The organism is Fictibacillus phosphorivorans, assembly GCF_001619875.1.
GTDB lineage: Bacteria > Bacillota > Bacilli > Bacillales > Fictibacillaceae > Fictibacillus > Fictibacillus phosphorivorans_B.
Map to the genome: position 1 here is coordinate 437,871 of NZ_LRFC01000023.1, position 18,366 is coordinate 456,236.

General features: G+C 38.1%; 20 protein-coding genes and 1 riboswitch. Of the genes, 10 read left to right on the top strand and 10 right to left on the bottom strand.

From position 1 onward, the window contains the following. Nucleotides 1–71 precede the first annotated feature (71 nt). The 6 genes from AWM68_RS11615 to AWM68_RS11640 all read left to right on the top strand — a co-directional run bounded on the left by AWM68_RS11615 (nt 72) and on the right by AWM68_RS11640 (nt 7,393). Nucleotides 72–968 carry a sulfite exporter TauE/SafE family protein gene (locus tag AWM68_RS11615; protein WP_066241595.1) on the top strand — a complete coding sequence of 299 codons (897 nt, stop codon included), beginning with the start codon at nt 72–74 and terminating at the stop codon, nt 966–968. 42 nt (nt 969–1,010) lie between these two features. After that, nucleotides 1,011–1,115: riboswitch (SAM riboswitch) on the top strand. A 119-nt stretch (nt 1,116–1,234) separates the two neighbouring features. Next, complete coding sequence (locus tag AWM68_RS11620) at nt 1,235–2,554, top strand: homocysteine synthase (protein ID WP_066241598.1); 1,320 nt, start codon at nt 1,235–1,237, stop codon at nt 2,552–2,554. A 135-nt stretch (nt 2,555–2,689) separates the two neighbouring features. Beyond that, nucleotides 2,690–3,469, top strand: coding sequence for a polysaccharide deacetylase family protein (locus AWM68_RS11625; protein WP_082820681.1), 780 nt, complete (start codon nt 2,690–2,692; stop codon nt 3,467–3,469). A gap of 243 nt (nt 3,470–3,712) precedes the next feature. Next, nucleotides 3,713–4,444 (top strand): GntR family transcriptional regulator, encoded by a 732-nt coding sequence (locus tag AWM68_RS11630; RefSeq protein WP_066241600.1) that lies wholly within the window; start codon nt 3,713–3,715, stop codon nt 4,442–4,444. 43 nt (nt 4,445–4,487) lie between these two features. Then, nucleotides 4,488–6,041, top strand: coding sequence for a gluconokinase (gntK, locus tag AWM68_RS11635; RefSeq protein WP_066242469.1), 1,554 nt, complete (start codon nt 4,488–4,490; stop codon nt 6,039–6,041). Between the two features lie 5 nt (nt 6,042–6,046). Continuing rightward, nucleotides 6,047–7,393 (top strand): GntP family permease, encoded by a 1,347-nt coding sequence (locus tag AWM68_RS11640; RefSeq protein WP_066241603.1) that lies wholly within the window; start codon nt 6,047–6,049, stop codon nt 7,391–7,393. Nucleotides 7,394–7,460: 67 nt separating this feature from the next. Here the strand turns inward: AWM68_RS11640 and AWM68_RS11645 are convergent, their stop codons facing one another. The 3 genes from AWM68_RS11645 to AWM68_RS11655 all read right to left on the bottom strand — a co-directional run bounded on the left by AWM68_RS11645 (nt 7,461) and on the right by AWM68_RS11655 (nt 10,760). Then, entirely contained in the window at nt 7,461–8,522 is a 1,062-nt protein-coding gene (locus AWM68_RS11645) for a P1 family peptidase (protein WP_066241606.1), read from the bottom strand. A 106-nt stretch (nt 8,523–8,628) separates the two neighbouring features. Next, nucleotides 8,629–9,993 (bottom strand): LVIVD repeat-containing protein, encoded by a 1,365-nt coding sequence (locus tag AWM68_RS11650; RefSeq protein ID WP_066241609.1) that lies wholly within the window; start codon nt 9,991–9,993, stop codon nt 8,629–8,631. 164 nt (nt 9,994–10,157) lie between these two features. After that, the gene (locus AWM68_RS11655) at nt 10,158–10,760 is read right to left on the bottom strand and encodes a LysE/ArgO family amino acid transporter (RefSeq protein ID WP_066241612.1); all 603 of its coding nucleotides are present in this window, start codon (nt 10,758–10,760) and stop codon (nt 10,158–10,160) included. A 35-nt stretch (nt 10,761–10,795) separates the two neighbouring features. Here AWM68_RS11655 and AWM68_RS21740 point away from each other — a divergent pair, with 35 nt between their 5' ends. After that, nucleotides 10,796–10,972 carry a hypothetical protein gene (locus tag AWM68_RS21740; RefSeq protein WP_197468166.1) on the top strand — a complete coding sequence of 59 codons (177 nt, stop codon included), beginning with the start codon at nt 10,796–10,798 and terminating at the stop codon, nt 10,970–10,972. Between the two features lie 151 nt (nt 10,973–11,123). Then, a complete protein-coding gene (locus AWM68_RS11660) occupies nt 11,124–11,831 on the top strand; it encodes a DUF421 domain-containing protein (protein ID WP_066241615.1) in 708 nt (235 codons plus the stop codon). 65 nt (nt 11,832–11,896) lie between these two features. Here the strand turns inward: AWM68_RS11660 and msrA are convergent, their stop codons facing one another. Next, a complete protein-coding gene (gene msrA / locus AWM68_RS11665) occupies nt 11,897–12,421 on the bottom strand; it encodes a peptide-methionine (S)-S-oxide reductase MsrA (protein ID WP_066241619.1) in 525 nt (174 codons plus the stop codon). A 149-nt stretch (nt 12,422–12,570) separates the two neighbouring features. On the opposite strand from msrA, the gene AWM68_RS11670 reads away from it, so the two are divergent. Continuing rightward, entirely contained in the window at nt 12,571–14,406 is a 1,836-nt protein-coding gene (locus AWM68_RS11670; RefSeq protein WP_066241622.1) for a terpene cyclase/mutase family protein, read from the top strand. A 53-nt stretch (nt 14,407–14,459) separates the two neighbouring features. Here AWM68_RS11670 and AWM68_RS11675 read toward each other — a convergent pair whose 3' ends face one another. After that, entirely contained in the window at nt 14,460–15,026 is a 567-nt protein-coding gene (locus AWM68_RS11675) for a cysteine dioxygenase (protein WP_066241625.1), read from the bottom strand. Nucleotides 15,027–15,137: 111 nt separating this feature from the next. Then, nucleotides 15,138–15,812: a GntR family transcriptional regulator gene (locus tag AWM68_RS11680; RefSeq protein ID WP_066241628.1), complete on the bottom strand. Its 675-nt coding sequence runs from the start codon at nt 15,810–15,812 to the stop codon at nt 15,138–15,140. A gap of 153 nt (nt 15,813–15,965) precedes the next feature. On the opposite strand from AWM68_RS11680, the gene AWM68_RS11685 reads away from it, so the two are divergent. Then, nucleotides 15,966–16,799: a YitT family protein gene (locus tag AWM68_RS11685; RefSeq protein WP_066241632.1), complete on the top strand. Its 834-nt coding sequence runs from the start codon at nt 15,966–15,968 to the stop codon at nt 16,797–16,799. A 513-nt stretch (nt 16,800–17,312) separates the two neighbouring features. Here the strand turns inward: AWM68_RS11685 and AWM68_RS11690 are convergent. The 4 genes from AWM68_RS11690 to AWM68_RS22025 all read right to left on the bottom strand — a co-directional run bounded on the left by AWM68_RS11690 (nt 17,313) and on the right by AWM68_RS22025 (nt 18,267). Beyond that, nucleotides 17,313–17,501, bottom strand: a complete 189-nt coding sequence (locus tag AWM68_RS11690) for a hypothetical protein (RefSeq protein ID WP_066241634.1) — start codon at nt 17,499–17,501, stop codon at nt 17,313–17,315. A gap of 24 nt (nt 17,502–17,525) precedes the next feature. Beyond that, a complete protein-coding gene (locus tag AWM68_RS21450; protein ID WP_156488389.1) occupies nt 17,526–17,663 on the bottom strand; it encodes a hypothetical protein in 138 nt (45 codons plus the stop codon). Continuing rightward, nucleotides 17,660–18,043 (bottom strand): hypothetical protein, encoded by a 384-nt coding sequence (locus AWM68_RS11695; protein WP_066241637.1) that lies wholly within the window; start codon nt 18,041–18,043, stop codon nt 17,660–17,662. Before AWM68_RS11695 ends, AWM68_RS21450 begins: the two co-directional genes overlap by 4 nt. Before the next feature lie 95 nt (nt 18,044–18,138). Next, entirely contained in the window at nt 18,139–18,267 is a 129-nt protein-coding gene (locus AWM68_RS22025) for a hypothetical protein (protein WP_269446792.1), read from the bottom strand. Nucleotides 18,268–18,366: the final 99 nt, after the last annotated feature.

The following is an 18,366-nucleotide window of genomic DNA, read 5'->3' on the forward strand; positions in this document are numbered from 1 at the left end:
ATCGCTGATCGGAAAACCGAAGGCTCTTAACATCACTTGTTAAGGGCCTTTTTATTTTGAGGAGGAATAATATGAAAAAGTTAATTGTATTAGCTCTAATCGGACTTGTAGCACAATTGATCGACGGTTCACTTGGAATGGCATATGGAGTAACTTCAACTTCTTTGCTATTAGTAGCTGGGATTGCCCCTGCTGCAGCTTCAGCTTCCGTTCACCTGGCTGAAGTTGTAACAACAGCAGCTTCAGGAATTTCGCACATTAAGTTTGGAAATGTTGATCGCCAGGTTGTACTGCGATTGATCTTGCCTGGTTCCATCGGTGCTTTTGTTGGTGCTTGTTTCTTAAGCAGTCTTCCTGGGGATGTCGTAAAGCCTTATATTTCTATCTTTCTTATTTTGTTAGGGGTCTATATTTTGTATCGTTTTCTTTTTAAGTTAGGAGAAAAACGTGCAGCAAATAGCAAACCTTTCACAAAGAAACAACTGCTCCCCCTTGGCTTGTTAGCTGGTTTCTTGGACGCAACGGGCGGTGGTGGATGGGGGCCGGTCACCACACCTGTACTCATGGCAAAGCAAGATCTAAAAACGAGAAAAGTGATTGGATCTGTCGATACGAGTGAATTTGCTGTTGCCGTTTCAGCATCTATCGGTTTCTTTATCTCACTCGGGTGGGAGCAAGTTGAATGGCTGTGGGTTGGTGCGCTTATGGCAGGTGGTGTAATCGCTGCTCCTATCGCTGCTTGGCTTGTCCGCTTGATTCCTTCTCACATCTTAGGTGTTCTAGTTGGAGGATTAATCATCATCACCAATATTCGTACACTCCTTGTTACGGTTGGACTTTCAGAAGATACAAAGTTCTCGATCTACTTTGTCCTTGCTGCCTTTTGGGCAGTTGGAATTATCTATGCTGTAAAAAGTAATCCTAATAATAAAAATCCGAAATTTTTAAAAAATTCTGTTGACTATTGATTATGAGCTATGTATTATAAATCTTAATTCAATATTCAAATCTTCTTATCCAGAGAGGCGGAGGGACTGACCCTATGAAGCCCGGCAACCAGCGTACATGCATGGTGCTAATTTCAGCAGAACCATTAACGTTCTGAAAGATGAGACTTCGATCGTGTGAAATCATCGGGACCTCTTCTTTTGGAAGAGGTCTTTTTTGTTGGATAAGTTGAATCTGAATTCAAATTGGATGCCAAAAATTTAAAACGTTAAGGAGAGATTTGAAAATGAGCGAACAAACAAAAAACGAAGCAAGACAGTATGGATTTGAAACCATTTCACTGCATGAAGGACAAAAAGTAGACCCAACAACTGGAGCACGAGCTGTTCCGATTTACCAAACAACTTCCTATCAGTTCAATTCTACAGAACACGCTGCTAACTTATTTGCTTTAAAAGAATTCGGGAACATCTACACGCGTTTAATGAATCCGACACAAGATGCGTTTGAGCAGACAATAGCAAAGTTAGAAGGCGGCGTTGGTGCTCTTGCCCTAGCTTCTGGTCAGGCTGCTATCACAAATGCCATTTTCAATATCGCAGGATCTGGTGATGAGATCGTTGCATCCACTTCCCTTTATGGTGGAACGTATAATCTTTTCTCCGTAACGCTTCCAAAACTCGGCATCCAAACGCAATTTGCAGACATCGATAATCTTCAGTCGTTTAAAGATGCAATTACGGAAAAAACGAAAGCCGTATATATCGAGACAATTGGAAATCCTAAAATTGATGTGGCAGATATTCAAGCAATTGCTGATATCGCTCATGAAGCGGGTGTTCCTCTCATTGTTGATAATACACTGGCTACACCTTACTTGTGCCGTCCGATTGAACATGGTGCAGACATCGTCGTTCACTCTGCAACAAAATTTATTGGCGGTCACGGAACATCAGTTGGTGGTGTCATCATTGATTCTGGAAAATTTGATTGGAACAACGGAAAGTTTCCAGGTTTGACAGAACCAGATCCAAGTTATAAAGGAATCGTGTACACAGATGCATTCGGTCCCTTAGCATATATTTTAAAAGCCCGCGTGCAATTACTGCGTGACTTAGGATCTTCCATCGCTCCTTTCAACTCGTTCTTATTCATCCAAGGCTTGGAAACATTGGCACTTCGAATTGAACGTCATGTCGAAAATACGTTAAAAGTGGCAAAGTTCTTAGAAAACCATCCTTCTGTAGACTGGGTGAATTACGCAGGGCTTCCGAGTAGCCCTTACTACGAACTCGCTCAAAAATATTTACCAAAAGGAGCAGGTGCAATACTTACGTTCGGTGTTAAAGGCGGAGTTGAAGAAGGTAAGAAATTAATTGAAAATGTCAGCATCTTCTCTCACCTTGCAAATGTTGGAGATTCTAAATCACTGATTATTCATCCAGCAAGTACAACACATCAGCAATTATCAGAAGAAGAACAACTAAAATCTGGTGTTTCACCTGAGCTAATTCGTCTTTCAATTGGTATTGAGACAGTGGATGACCTTATCTATGACCTGGATCATGCACTAAAAGCAATCGCTCTTTCACCGAGTGGATTGTAAAAATAAAACGTATGAAGCTGTTCAGAGTCTTTTTTGAACAGCTTTTTTAGTTATGGAACACTTGAACATGATGTAATAAATAGAATACCCCTTACGAATACTAAACTTAATTAACTTTAGAGTGAGGGCTCATTAATGTTTAACGCATTTAGAGTAATTTTCTCCATAATCATGTGCAGCATCCTTTTTAATAATTCTAAAGTGTTTGCAGAAATTATTAATCGATTTGAAGTTGAAAAATATGGAGATGTCATTTGGGAGGTCCCTTCAAAAAAGAAACAAGTAGCAATCACCTTTGATGATGGACCAGACCCGGTATACACATCTCAAATTTTAGATGTACTTAAGAAAGAAGAAGTTCACGCTACATTCTTTCTGATCGGGAAGCGGGTTAAGAAATATCCAGAGATCGTCAAAAGAGAACTTAGAGAAGGACATGAAATTGGAAATCATACGTATAACCATCCCAGTTTTCATACCATTTCAAGACATAAGGTGGTCGATGAAACGAGAAAGACGGAACATCTATTAGATCCTGCTCACCATACAGACTATATAAAATTATTTCGACCACCTGGTGGAACAGTTACGGAGAAAAATTTAAAAGTCTTAAAAAAAGAAGGATACAAAATTATTTTATGGTCTTGGCACCAAGATCCTCGTGATTGGACGAATCCAGGAGCACAAAGGATTGCTAGTCATATTTTAACGAATGTAAAAAACGGAGATATTATTCTTTTGCATGACTCTGGAGGAAATCGAAGTCAAACCGTTTTGGCATTGAAAATTATACTGCCCAAACTCAAAAAAATGGGCTATGAAATTGTAACGGTTGATGAACTTCTAAAGATGCACCCGCGTTATAATGAATTTCATGAAACGAAAATGGAGAAAAAAGAAGAGATTCTTCCTTAATAAAAAATATACACTTTTAAAAGCAATCCTAAATCAGGATTGTTTTTTCTTTATTAGATCGGATTCTCTCCTATTCACTATTCAACCTTTTTTATTGAACCATCACTATTTATAGCAACTTCACTTTACTTGTTTTCACTCACCTAGTTAATTTTAACAAATATAAAGCGCTTGCAATTTATATGACATCCATTATAATACTTGTATACAAGTATACTCGTTCTTCTTAAGGAGGTTAATTTATTGAATGAATCAGGAGATTCTCTTTATCCTGCAAAATGGCTCTCTAAAGCCTCAACCGGTGAACGTGTAACGTGCGAGTTAAGAATGAGAATTATATCGGGACTTATTGAAAGCGGTACCATATTATCTGAAAATAAATTAGCTGCTGAATATAATGTAAGCCGCTCACCGATTCGTGAAGCGTTAAAGGTTCTTGCAAACGAAAATCTGATTCGATTAGAACGCATGGGTGCAGTTGTCACGGGTATAACAGAAAAAGAAGTTGAAGAAATCTACGATGTTCGACTGCTTATTGAAACATTTGTTTTTGAACGCCTCGTCAAGATCGATACAGCAGAACTAGAGAGAGAGCTCAATAAGATTCTAGAAATGATGCAAATTGCCATTAAGTACAAAGATGCTGATGAGTTCGCTTTTCAGGATGTTTTATTTCATGAAACCATCATCCGAGCCATCAATCATTCTTACATTACGATGATTTGGAATAATACTAAACCGGTAATGGAAAGTTTCATCTTATTATCCATGCGCATGCATTTTAATGAAAAGTACGACGACCTCTCACGTATCGTGAAAAACCATGAACTATATATTGACGCAATTTCAACTAAGAACAGAGACATCATGATCCAATCTCTGCATCAGAATTTTGATGATGTACAAGGTAAAGTTGATGATCTATGGATGTCACAACAAATGCTATCAAGTGCAAGAGAGCAAGAAAAGGAGTAAACAGATGTTAGATATAGACGGTACAAAGCAAAAAAATAGCTACATGATAGGAATTGACATCGGCACTACAAGTACGAAAGCTGTTCTATTTCGTACAAATGGTGAGGTGATCGTACAAGAAAACATCGGATACCCTCTTCACACCCCAGATAGCTCTACTGCGGTGCAGGATCCTGAGGAAATTTTTCAAACTGTTTTGCAAGCCCTTACAAATGTTGTAAAACAGGCGAACTGTTCCCCAGAACAGATTTTGTTCATCTCATTTAGCAGTGCTATGCACAGTGTTATTGTAATGGATCATAACGATCAGCCATTAACACCTTGCATCACATGGGCTGATAATCGCAGTGAGGCATGGGCTAGGATAATTAAAGAAGAACGAAATGGCCATGAAATCTACAAACGAACAGGTACACCTATTCATCCGATGAGTCCCTTAAGTAAAATTTCATGGATTGTAAATGATCTTCCTGATATTGCTGCCAAAGCTCATAAATATATAGGAATTAAAGAATACATTTTCAAAAAGTTCTTTAACGAATATGTGGTTGATCATTCTCTCGCTTCGGCGATGGGTTTGATGAACTTGGAGATGCTGGATTGGGATGAAGAGGCATTAAAAATCGCAGGCATCACACGTGATCAATTATCAAACTTGGTTTCTACAACCGCTATGTTTACAAATTGTGATTTAGATTTAGCGAAAAAAGTCGGTATAGATCCACAGACCTCTTTTGTTATAGGAGCAAGCGATGGCGTGTTATCTAACCTTGGCGTGAATGCGATTGGAAAAGGAGAAATTGCAGTCACGATTGGTACAAGCGGTGCCATTCGAACCATTATTGATAATCCGCAAACCGATGATAAAGGCAGAATCTTTTGTTATGCACTAACTGAAGATCATTGGGTGATCGGAGGACCTGTTAACAATGGAGGTGTTGTCCTGCGATGGATCCGAGATGAATTTGCAGCCTCTGAATTAGAAACAGCAAAACGATTAGGATTAGATCCTTATGAAATATTAACCAAAATGGCCGAACGTGTGCGACCTGGCTCTGAAGGATTGCTATTCCACCCTTACCTTGCAGGAGAACGTGCTCCTTTATGGAATTCAGATGTCCGCGGTTCATTTTTTGGACTAACCTTATCTCACAAAAAAGAACATATGATAAGAGCTGCCCTAGAAGGCGTAATCTACAATCTATACACCGTGTTCTTAGCATTAGTTGAATGCATGAATGAACCTGTAACGCGTATCCAAGCAACTGGCGGGTTCGCACGGTCGGAGCTTTGGCGTCAAATGATGTCAGACATATTTGATACAGAAGTGTCTGTACCAGAAGTTTATGAAAGTTCCTGTTTAGGGGCATGTATTTTAGGATTGTATGCTACAGGTCAAATTCAGTCTTTTGAAGCCGCTTCTGAAATGATTGGCAGTACTTTTAAACACTTGCCTAATGAAGAAGCCGTAAAAGAATATAGAGAATTATTACCTATCTTCATCAGTCTATCTAGAAAACTAGAAGAAGATTATTCACGTATTGCATCTTATCAAAGAAGTTTAAGTAATAAAGAAAACGAACATCAGGGGGATTAATCATCATGCCATTATTTATTGTTGCTTGTGGAATATTAGCGTTATTGTTATTGATTATGTATTTCAAGTTAAACACTTTCATTTCTTTAATTATCGTTTCTTTTGGTGTCGCGTTAGCACTTGGGATGCCGCTTGGCGAAATCGTTAAATCGATTGAGGCGGGCTTAGGCGGAACACTCGGTCATCTAGCGTTAATCTTTGGTCTTGGTGCCATGTTAGGTAAATTGATCGCTGATGCCGGTGGTGCACAACGAATTGCGATCACATTGATTGAGAAATTCGGAGAAAAGAAAATACAATGGGCGATCGTTGTAGCCTCATTCATTATCGGTATCGCACTATTTTTCGAAGTAGGTTTAGTATTATTAATTCCAATCGTATTCGCAATTTCTAAACAATTACGTGTTTCTATTCTTTATCTTGGAATTCCAATGGTAGCGGCTTTATCTGTAACGCACGGATTTTTGCCCCCTCACCCAGGACCTACCGTAATTGCGGGAGAATTTGGTGCTAATATTGGCGAAGTGCTTCTTTACGGTTTCATTATTGCAATTCCAACGGTTATTCTAGCAGGACCCGTATTTACGAAGATTGCCAAAAAAATTGTTCCAGATTCATTTAATAAAACGGGTAACATCGCTTCATTAGGTGAACAAAAAGTATTTAAACTAGAAGACACACCTTCATTTGGTATCTCTGTATTTACAGCAATGCTTCCTGTTATCTTAATGTCGATTGCAACCATCATTACGCTGGTTCAAAACACAATGGGAATCGATGACAGTAAAACATTTGAAATCATCCGCTTTGTAGGCGATGCTTCTACTTCCATGCTGCTATCTCTGTTAGTAGCGGTCTATACGATGGGAATCGCAAGAAATATTCCGATAAAAACCGTTATGGATTCTTGTACAACAGCCATTACACACATCGGTATGATGTTATTAATCATCGGTGGCGGCGGTGCATTCAAACAAGTTCTGATCAACGGTGGTGTTGGTGACTATGTAGCAGAACTGTTTAAAGATACAACTTTCTCACCAATCTTACTTGCATGGATCATTGCAGCCATCCTTCGTATCTCTTTAGGGTCTGCGACCGTTGCCGCTTTAACTACTGCAGGGCTAGTGATTCCTTTGCTTGGCCAAACGGATGTTAATCTTGCGTTAGTTGTACTTGCAACAGGAGCTGGCAGTCTAATCGCATCACACGTAAATGATGCAGGTTTCTGGATGTTCAAGGAATATTTTGGTTTAAGTATGAAAGAAACATTTGCAACATGGACGCTGCTTGAAACTATTATTTCAGTTGCTGGTTTAGGCTTTATATTATTATTGAGTTTGTTTGTATAAAGAAGAATAAGGCCCTGTCAGATGAATACTCTGGTAGGGTCTTATTTTAGTTTATAAATATCCGACACTATAAATTGATATTAAATTCCTTTAATAAATCTTTCAAAGCAGGTCGTTCATTTCCATCTCTTCCTATTACGTGAGTAGCTGTGACCAATGAATTTAATACGGCTTCTTCAACAGCCTCACCAACGGCGCGAAAAGCAAGATCCATATCTTCTTCATGGATAGTAGGAATCGTTAAACAATCAGCGGGTTTATCATGTGGTATCTTAGTAGCTGTGGAAAAACCAATTACCACTTCCCCACTTCCATGCGTTATGATTGAGCCTGTTCTAGACAAGCCTGCTACCGATCTTTTGATAATTCGGTTAAGCTGTCGCTCAGAAACAGGAAGATCTGTTGCCACAATGATCATGACAGAGCCTTTATCTTTTTCTTCCCACGATTTAAGAAGGGCTTCTTTTAATTCCTGACCAATAGCACGCCCATTGATCATCAGATCACGTAGAATACCAAAATTAGATAAGACAAGGGCACCAATAGAATAAGTTCCATGCTCTAATGGAATATGCCTCGAAGACGTACCGATCCCACCCTTTAAAGAATAACAAAGCATACCTGTTCCAGCTCCAACACTGCCTTCCTGAAACTCTGTTGAGGTATTCTGCAAAGCGTATAATACATGTTCTTCTTTTACATGTTGTGCCCTAACATCATTCAGCAGCATGTCATTACATTCTCCAACGATCGGGTTTACAGTACCCGTTGTTCTGCCAATCTCAGGGTTGTTCCTTAGCATGTATTGAATAAGTGTATCTGCAGCTGTCCCTATACTTAATGTATTCGTTAATAGAATGGGCGTTTCAAGTACACCCAGTTCTTCCATTTGAATCGTTCCCATCGTTTTGCCGAAACCATTTATAACATGACTCGAAGCAATCAGTTTCTCTTTAAACGTATTTCCCTGATGAGGCAGGATTGCTGTTACACCTGTCTGCATATTACCTTCGCTAAGGGTAACATGTCCAACAGTCACCCCTTCAACATCCGTTATGGAGTTCAATGCGCCTGTTTCCATACTTCCAATCTTTATACCGTAATCGCGTAGTCTCTTTTGTTTCTCCATAAGACAGTTCACTCTCTTCGTGTTATCTGTAAACAGCTTACACTTACTCCTAAATATTTGCATAGTAAAAAGCCCAATTTCAAAGAATTGGACTTTTGTTTGTTATTTATTGCTCTCCGTTTGTGAGTTTAAGAACTTTTAATCCTGTTCCCATATCTGACGCATAGACATAGTTACCTGCTACATCAACACCCCAGATGTTTGACTTTTCAGGGATGTATTTTCCGAGTTCTACTGGGTTGCTAGGATCTGTAATATCGACAGACCTGACCCCTCCGCCATAATGAGATAGGTACAGCGTATTGCCATGTACTTTCGGATCGTGAACGGTGTTTGCAAACGTGACTCCATATTGAACATCGTCAACAAGCTCTGTTTTAAACTCACTTAATAGCTTAGGATTCGTCTTATCTTTAATATCAAAGATACGTGTATACCCGTAAGAATGTTCATATCCTGGCTTTGTAGGATTATATACTTCACGTGTTTCGATCAACACATTTCCGCCTTTAGCAAGAGCAGCAGAGTGAGCAGATCCTTGCTGTGTTGCACTAAATGTTGTTCTTCCCAAATAGGTTGGGTTCTCTGGATTCTCCAAATCTAATACGATTGTACCTAGGTCCCAGAAAGACAGATAAGCTGTTTTACCGTTCACATCAGCCATCGTACTATGATTAAATACAGCACGCTGCTTTCCATTCGAATCTGTCCAGTTATAGCCGTCAAAATTCTCTGGTACTTCTGGTAATTGACGAGGATCAAACTGATAAATGGTTTGTGGTGAAGCTGGATTACTTACATCAACTATTTGGAAGTCCTTTTGCTCTCCATGTGTATAATAATCAGCGTATGGATTTGCTGTCAAAACATACGGTTTCCCGCCTTGTTCTGTCAAATAAAGTTCATGTGTTCCCGTAACACGCTTATCAAGCTCCCAGAATCCAAGCTTTTTTGGCTGATAAGGATTCGTTACATCATATAAAAGAAATCCCCCAACAGAGCCTTCTGCTTTACGATTAAGCTGCTGAACAGAAACAACGGCTAAGTCCCCTTGAAAGTGTTCTGTGTTAACACGTTTAACAATTACTTTTTCTTGCCAAGTTCCTGGGATATCATCAGCAAACAACGCTACTTCTTTAGGATTTGAAGGATTCTTCACATCCCAAACACGAACTCCTCCTTCACCACCGCTTTTCGTATGTGTGCCTGTGTACGCGAAACCCTTATGTACATAAACGTCAGCTGTATTATTCTGTTTGCCGTCTTTTTCTTTGATTTGTACAGCAGCTACCTCTTTCCAGTTAAAACTTTGTGATCCCTCTATTGTTGATTCAATGGCTTCATAACCAGGCCCAGTTCCCTTTTCAATAATATCTGAACCTAATTCATCATGAGCTAAAACAAAAGAACCGATACTTCCTACACTTAGAGCTGTTGCTAGACTAAGACTTAACACAAATTTTCTGTTCATATGTACCTCCCAATGATTTTAGTACGCTACTAAATTGAATTATTACAAAATTCAGTCATTTAACCTAGAGTCAAAGGAAGGATTTAACATTTTTTGCTTTCTAGGATTTGTAAGCAGAAAGTTGCAGCTCAACGTTTCTGAGGATGCTTAAAGAACTAGATTATTTAAAAAATCATAGTTGCTAAGTATATGGCAATACACCAAATAATGATAGCTGATCCTTTATTAATAACATTTAAGATGGTTCCCCCAGAGTCTATTTTTCCAATGGTTCTTCCCGCTAATGCCAATCCTATAAACCAGAGCCATGACACCGCGACACATGAAAGTGTGAACACTAGTCTTTCTGTTCCTGAATAGGCGAGTGAACTCGTACCTATCACACCAATGGTATCTAAAATGGCGTGAGGATTTAAAAGTGATACAGTTGAGGCGAAAATGATTTGCTGTTTAGGCTGCATGCTAGATTGAGAGGTTTCCGGGTTCGTTTTGCTAGACCAAATCGACCACCCCATATACAATAAAAAGAGAATACCAACAATCATGAATAACAATTTCAGCGTGCTAAAAGCAGTAATAATAGCCGAGATCCCTGTTACAGCTAACACTATTAGTATGGTGTCACAAACACCAGCAGTTAAAACAGCAGGAAGACTTCTCCAGAACGATGGTTGTTGAGCACCTTGGTTAAAAATAAAAACATTTTGTACGCCTAAAGGCAAGATCAGACCAAAAGCTAACAATATTCCGTGCAAAAATGCATCCAACAAAAATCAACTCCTTATAAAATGGAGGTAGTGTTATGTATACGAGTGAAATAAGAAAGAAAAATCATGATCGAAAAAATGTAAATACAACATTAAGCCATTCCTTATATTCTGAAATAAAAGCATTAGCAAAAAAGTTGGATAAGCCAGCAAATGAATTGATCGAAGAGGGTATGGTTCATGTGTTAAATCAGTATAAGAAAAGAAAATAATCCCAACATGAAGCGCTCAGAATTAGTTCTGAGCGTTCTTTTTGTATTCCTGTAAACGAAAACTACATTTTCCAGTACAGTCTGAAATCTAATGAAATTGGATAAAAAGATTAATAAATGATAATAAATGATTGGTACTGGAAGTGATTAATTGAACTCTTACATAGATGTTATTTTTCGAACCGTTATTGCTTTTATCTCCTTATATGCTGCAGCTCGAATACTAGGAAAACAAACCGTATCAAGGATGACGATTTTTGACTTTATCGCCGTTGTAACACTTGGTTCAGTTACAGCAAACCTCTCATTTGCGCTTCAAATTAAAGCTCGCTACATCTTTCTCGTATTTGCTATTCTTGTTTTATTGATCTACCTTTCTGCTTACCTTTCATTAAAAAGTAAAAGAGCTAGGAAGTTTATAGCTGGTGATCCAACGGTCGTAATAGAAAATGGCAAGATACTCGAACACAACATGAAGAAAATGCGCTATACACTCGATTATCTAAACCAACAACTCAGGCAAAAAGATATTTTTTCTATTGATGAAGTCGATTATGCTCTCGTTGAAAACAATGGGCTGCTATCTGTAAAGAAAAAAGAGCAGCATCTAAACATTACGCGTAAAGATATAAATATGTACAAATCAGAAGTAAAGCTTCCAATAGAGCTGATTATGGATGGAGAGATCTTGCAGAACAATCTAAAAGAAAACAACATTTCTAAGGATTGGCTGGAGACAGAACTTACAAAGCGCAATCTCTCGCCAGAAAATGTTGTTTATGCGTTATTAACGAGCAGCAACAATCTTTATATTGATACACAAAATGATCAACTAAAGTCTCCTTTAGATGTTGAATAAAATTAGAAGAAACCTTGTATGTCTACAAGGTTTAAATTTTGTTTACATAATATTATTATGGTGACCTATTTCCAATTCTCTTTTATGAACGTATCTCTCCCTGACGTTTCACGTTCCTCTTTATATGCTTGAGGGTTCTTTTTGTAAAAGTCTTGATGATATTCTTCAGCTTCATAAAATTCACACGCTGGCAGAATTTCCGTGACGATCGGTTTTTTAAAACGGCCGCTTTCTTCTAAAGCCTTCCGAGATTTCTCTGCTAGTTCTTTTTGTTCCTCTGTATGATAAAAGATTGCTGTACGGTACTGACTTCCTCGATCGATAAACTGACCTTCATCATCAGTTGGATCAATTTGTGGCCAATACAGATCTAACAATTTTTGATATGGAAAAAGCTCTGGATCATACGTAATTTGGACGGCTTCACGGTGCCCGGTTTCACCCGTTTTAATTTGTTCGTAAGTTGGGTTTTGTAGTTGTCCACCCGTATACCCAGATACAATACCATGAATGCCCGGCAGCTCATCAAATGGTTTAACCATGCACCAGAAACAACCACCAGCAAATGTTGCAAGTTCTTTATTGCTCAAAATCCATTCCTCCTATAACAAAACTTCAGTGTTAAAGTGATTTTAACTTGATTTCAAAAAAAATAACAGTGATTTAACTTCCCTGTTCATAGGATAACCATTTCTGTACATACACTGTAATCACTATGTGGAAAAGTGCGGTGGTTGATATGGATTTCAAAAAACTTGAAAAAGAAATTTATAGACGCTGTAATGATCTGCTCTCTCTTCAAAAACCAGATGGAACTTGGCGTTTTTGCTTTGAAAACTCCGTAATTACAGATGCTTACATGCTCATCCTGTTAAGAACGATAGAATATAGAAACGAAAAATTGATTAGAAGAATGACAGATCGAATTCTTTCCAAACAATCACCAGATGGTTTGTGGCGTGTCTATCCTGATGAAGAACCTGCCAATTTGTCTGCAACAATACAAGCTTATACAGCACTTCTTTATTCGCAGCATTTTAATGCTGATGATGCCAAGCTCATTGGAGCTAAACATTTTATTAAAACAAATGGCGGTTTGAAAAAAGCAGATCTCCTAACGAAGGTTTTTCTCGCGATGAACGGCCTATACGAATGGCCAGATGTTCCGATCGATCCAGCTATCCTTTTTTCTCTTCCCCTTACCTCTCCTATTAATCAATATGATATTAGCAGCTATGCTAGAGCTCATTTTGCACCTGTTCTGTTGATGGTTGAAGAGAAGAGAAAGCTTACTTCCAAATACACACCTGACCTATCGGACCTCACTGGAGATGAAGGTGAAGGTTCTAACATGCAGGATTGGGTAAACTTATTTTCATTGTTGAATATTAGAGACTCATACCTTCAAACGAAAAAAGAGAATATTTTATCTTATATACTCACCCACATTGAACCTGACGGAACTCTACTAAGCTATAGTTTAACGACTATTTTTATGATTTATAGCCTGCTTTCTTCTGGTTATGAACGCTCTTCAACAGTTATTCAAAACGCACTCACAGGATTAATAAACATGTTTTGTGAAGTTGAAGAAACATTGCACTTGCAGAACTCTCCTTCCACAACCTGGGACACATCACTCATTTTATATACGCTGCTGGAAGCGGGTGTACCCCTCACCACTCCAGGCGTTAAGAAGGGATCACAATTTCTGTTATCTCAGCAGCAAACAAAGTATGGGGATTGGTCTGTTCATAATCCCGGAGCGCTACCTGGCGGCTGGGGCTTTTCAATAGGCAACACACAACATCCTGATATAGATGATACACAAGCTGCGCTTCGCACGATGGCACATTTGTCACATTTCTACTCTCAATATCAGATGAGTTATGATCGTGGACTTACCTGGCTTTTATCTATGCAGAACGATGATGGAGGGTGGGCCGCATTTGAGAAAAATACAAACCGTTATTTGATCGGCAATCTACCGGTTAAACATGCAAAAGATGCTTTAATCGATCCTTCGACTCCAGATCTAACGGGGAGAACGTTGGAGTTTCTTGGTAAGTTTCACGGATTGAATCAAGATCATGCCTCTATAAAAAAAGGAGCGAACTGGCTACTAACCAATCAAGAGCAGGATGGTTCCTGGTATGGGCGCTGGGGTGTTTGTTTTATTTACGGAACGTGGGCGGCTGTTACGGGATTAATTGCTTGTGGCATAAATCCACAGAACAAGAAAATACAAAAAGCTAAACATTGGTTACTCAATGTGCAACATGAGGATGGTGGCTGGGGAGAATCATGCGCTAGTGATAAACAACGGAAATATGTAGAGTTAAACGAGAGTACACCATCCCAAACCGCATGGGCTCTTAATACACTAACAGCAATCCATAAAGAGCCTACTCTTGAAATGGAGAAGGCAGTTACATGGCTGATGAAACATCGTAAAGCAAACTATCCGACTGGAGCTGGATTACCCGGTGCATTTTATATTCATTACCATAGTTATGATTACATTTGGCCACTATTGGCACTTACACACTATTACAAAAAGTATTACTCTGTTTAATCTTTATGGCCATGAAAAAGCACCTGTTTGAAGTGACAGGTGCTTTGATTATTTTAAGCCATTACATCATTTTTTAATTGTATTTCTTTCAACTTTTGCCGCTGTTCATCTGGCCACCATGCTCCGCAATCATCTGATACAACACATACGGTACATTTTTCAAGATCATAAACCTTCATGCCACTAATGGGAGGAGAATAGAGGTGCAGTGTTACTAGATCGCTTTCCTTGTCAGCTTTCATTTTATGAACACCTTTTTTAGGAGCGTAATATAATTCCCCTGTTGTATGGACCTTTGCAAATAACTCCGAAGGCAAACCGTTTTCATTGACTTCATAAACGGTGTTGAGAGAAGAGCCATTCAGAACTTTAATCCATCCTTGCGAAGTACCGTGATCATGTGGTGCACATTCTAATTGAGACCAGTTCATGACTAACAATTCAACTTCTTCATTCTGATACAAAAGCTTTCGAAAGTAGGGTTTTCCTTGGGAGGTTTTCAGTTCTGATTTAATATCCTCCAACTCTATTTCTAAATGAATAAGCGCTGTTTTAAGTTCTTCTTTTGAAGGTTGTTTTAATGAATCCAACACGGTCAATGACTTATGAAGCGTCTCCACTACGTTCAACTCCTTTAGGACATTTCCTCTAAAGTCAGTAAAATTACATACAAAACTACTTTCATATGTATGAACGCTTACTTGTCTTTTATGTGAGCATATTGAAATCCTTTAAAATAACCTTGTAAGGGACTGATAATTTAATTTATCCTGCTGCAGCTTGGTTAAACTATTATCAAGGTGTTGAAGAAGCAACGTTTGCAAATTTTCTTTTTCTCCACTTTCAATGTATTTAATCATTTTTTCATGTTCTAGGATATCTAGCTCTTCATCGTAACGATCTCCATTAAAGACATCATAGAGCACCATATAAATCGTGATCTGACTCAAAATTTTCTCCATAAATTCTATTAAATAGCTGTTGCCACTCGCTTTTGCGAGTACAAGATGAAAAGCATTGTTCTTATCTTGATAAGGAACGATCTTTCGTTCATTATAAGCGTTTGTCATTTCAATAAGGAGCTCTTTCAGTTGCTGAACTTCATTCTCGCCAAGATTGGAGAATCCTTTCTGAATCGCCATTTTCTCAAGCGTTTTTCTCATTTCAAATGCCTGGACCATTTCTTCGATTGATGGTTGAACGATGAATGCCCCCTTATTAGGGATTACATTCACTAACCCTTCTGATTCCAGCTTCGTTATTGCGCTTCGAATTGGTGTCCTGCTTGCATTAACCTTTTCTGCAATTGCGCTTTCAAACAACTGGTTGCCAGGCGCAATTTGCCTATTCATGATTGCGTTTTTTATTAAATGATAAACCTTTTGTTCTACGGTTTCTTTACGCATTAATTTTAACCTGCCTATACGTTCTTTTACCCTATTCTAACATAGAGAATAAGTGTTACAAAAATTTATTGAACAATATTGTAGAACAATCTTGTTCAAAGGATATCCCTATGATATATTATGCTAGGTGTTCAGGTTGAACGGAGTGATAATATGAACCATACAGGAAAAGAGATTACATTAATCATTATAGGATCCCTGTTTTTTGCACTTGGCGTAAATTGGTTTGCCATCCCTAACGAATTGGGTGAAGGTGGCGTTACAGGTATTTCAATGACCCTTTATTACTTATTTGGCTGGTCACCAGGTCTGACAAACTTCATCATGAACGGCTTACTTTTAGCCATTGGTTATAAAGTTTTAAATAAACGAGTGACCTGGTATACGATGATTGCCATCTTCTTTACCTCCCTCTTTATGCATGTAACAGAAGGGATGGGTAACCCAGTTGACATTATGCTCGGAACTGTTTTTGCAGGGGTTTTCATCGGGATTGGATTAGGGCTAGTGCTGCGTTCAGGCGGTACAACTGGAGGCTCGACCATTATTGCCCGGATGCTGAATCAGCATTTCGGATGGGGCGTTAGTACATCTATGTTTGTTTTTGATATTCTTGTCGTTATTGGATCTTGTTTTGTCATAGGGATTGAAAATACGATGTACACAGGAATATCCATTTACATTAGTACGAAGATTCTTGATTACTTGATTGATGGTTTCGATACGAGAAAAGCAGTTACAATTATTTCTGAAAGCACGGTAGAAATCGCTCAAAAAGTAAGTGATGAGATGGACCGTGGAGTTACTATTATTAATGCAAAAGGCCATTACTCGAATGAAGCAAAAGATATACTTTATGTAGTAATCAATAAACAGGAGCTATTTCTGTTAAAGAAGATGATTCAACAAGTAGATGAAAAAGCATTTGTCGTTGTCCACGATGTAAGAGATGTGTTTGGTGAAGGATTTACTTTTCCTAAGACGTAAGATGAAATTGAAGAAAAGATAAATACAATACGAAAAGAAGTTAAAGGGTCGATTCATTTTTTGAATCAACCCTTTTGCTATATTACATATTCAATCGCCGACCTCTACCCTGTCAAGGTAGGTTATCCAAAATGACTATAACAGATTGCATATGTTTAACCCTTATTCCATAGGGATTTACATATGGTTTAATATGTTCCTATTTATAAATTCGGGGACAACATGCAGGAAAGTGTCCCCAATCTGTCCCCAACATGCCACTATTTGTATTATAACTACCCCAAATAAAAGTATTTAGAAATTTACAGCCAACTCAATACTTTTTTGTAATTTAAAGTATCTTTAAGCCTTATGTACCAAGGGTTTTGACGTTTTTAGATTCTTGTATCATTCTTGTATAGAGCATGAGTTTTTTGTATATTAGGTTAGTTTTTTGTATCTATTTATTGGTTATTGAATAAAAAAGAACACAAATAGGCTAAGTGCCTCTAATGTGTCCTGTTTAATATCCTTCTATGCTTTTATTTGTACATATTCAATTCCTTCATTATCAAGATAATACATATACTCTTCTAGGCTCTCCCCTAGATCTTGTTCCCTTATGTTATCTTCTCCATAGTCCATAATTATTAATAAATGGTCTGTATTCTTTGAAAGTCTATGAACTTTTTCAAGGCGTTTTATTCTGTTTCGGATTGACATGGCTCATCCTCCAGGGGTACGTTATCAATAATAATTACCGTATCTTTTCCAAGTTAAATGACTATAATCTTCTATATCTTCCTCTGATTCAAGAATTAACACAGGTAGCCATTTAGAACCGATCAACTTTTTTTCTAGTTTTGCAATTCGTTTTTTTATCATCCTGTCCCCTCCGCTACTTCTTCTAATTTGTCCAGGCGGTCTTTTATTTCATCAATTTCGTATGCTTTGTAACAGAACTCTAATACCGTTTTTGCAGCGGTTACCCTAGCCATAGCAGGGGCTCTTTTTTCCCTCATTACCTCGTTTAACGTTTCCACCGCTAATGTAGAGGATTGCTGTAAACGTGCGGTAGCCTGTGACACAGCCTGATTTTTAGCACTTCTAAACAATTGTTGGAAACTATCTGTTTGTAACCATCTGTAAATAGTCGTTTCACCAATGCCTACTTTTTCAGCAGCTTGTTTTATGGTGGGTTCGGTTAAAAGTGCAATAATCGCCAATTCTTGTTTTTTACCTTTTTTTCCCTCTAAGGCTTTCATTATCTTTCACCTACTTCTCGTTTATGTGCATTTACTTGTACCATTACCTAGAAAGAAGGAGATAACTTTCATAGAATCGTTATCTCCTGCATGTATTACCTTCTAATATTGTTTTTGTTAGCTAGGTCACGAATTGCTCCCTGTATTTTACCTGCTTCAATCATTTCGGCATTTGAACGTTGGTTATAAATCTTTTCTGCTTCACTTTCTAAAACTGTCTGCAAACCTCTATACAATTCCTCTGCTGTTAAAGTGTGGTCTTTTTTTGTTCATATACAAAAAACTCACCTATAAATACAAAAAAACTACCATTATATACAGAA

Bases quoted from the DNA above. Each gene is read 5' to 3' on its own strand.
- AWM68_RS11690 (WP_066241634.1), bottom strand. From the start codon at position 17,501: ATGTCAATCCGAAACAGAATAAAACGCCTTGAAAAAGTTCATAGACTT.
- AWM68_RS21450 (WP_156488389.1), bottom strand. From the start codon at position 17,663: ATGATAAAAAAACGAATTGCAAAACTAGAAAAAAAGTTGATCGGTTCT.
- AWM68_RS11615 (WP_066241595.1), top strand. From the start codon at position 72: ATGAAAAAGTTAATTGTATTAGCTCTAATCGGACTTGTAGCACAATTG.
- AWM68_RS11670 (WP_066241622.1), top strand. From the start codon at position 12,571: ATGGATTTCAAAAAACTTGAAAAAGAAATTTATAGACGCTGTAATGAT.
- AWM68_RS11680 (WP_066241628.1), bottom strand. From the start codon at position 15,812: ATGCGTAAAGAAACCGTAGAACAAAAGGTTTATCATTTAATAAAAAAC.
- AWM68_RS11620 (WP_066241598.1), top strand. From the start codon at position 1,235: ATGAGCGAACAAACAAAAAACGAAGCAAGACAGTATGGATTTGAAACC.
- AWM68_RS11640 (WP_066241603.1), top strand. From the start codon at position 6,047: ATGCCATTATTTATTGTTGCTTGTGGAATATTAGCGTTATTGTTATTG.
- AWM68_RS11650 (WP_066241609.1), bottom strand. From the start codon at position 9,993: ATGAACAGAAAATTTGTGTTAAGTCTTAGTCTAGCAACAGCTCTAAGT.
- AWM68_RS11695 (WP_066241637.1), bottom strand. From the start codon at position 18,043: ATGAAAGCCTTAGAGGGAAAAAAAGGTAAAAAACAAGAATTGGCGATT.
- AWM68_RS21740 (WP_197468166.1), top strand. From the start codon at position 10,796: ATGTATACGAGTGAAATAAGAAAGAAAAATCATGATCGAAAAAATGTA.
- gntK (WP_066242469.1), top strand. From the start codon at position 4,488: ATGATAGGAATTGACATCGGCACTACAAGTACGAAAGCTGTTCTATTT.
- AWM68_RS11645 (WP_066241606.1), bottom strand. From the start codon at position 8,522: ATGGAGAAACAAAAGAGACTACGCGATTACGGTATAAAGATTGGAAGT.
- AWM68_RS11685 (WP_066241632.1), top strand. From the start codon at position 15,966: ATGAACCATACAGGAAAAGAGATTACATTAATCATTATAGGATCCCTG.
- AWM68_RS11625 (WP_082820681.1), top strand. From the start codon at position 2,690: ATGTTTAACGCATTTAGAGTAATTTTCTCCATAATCATGTGCAGCATC.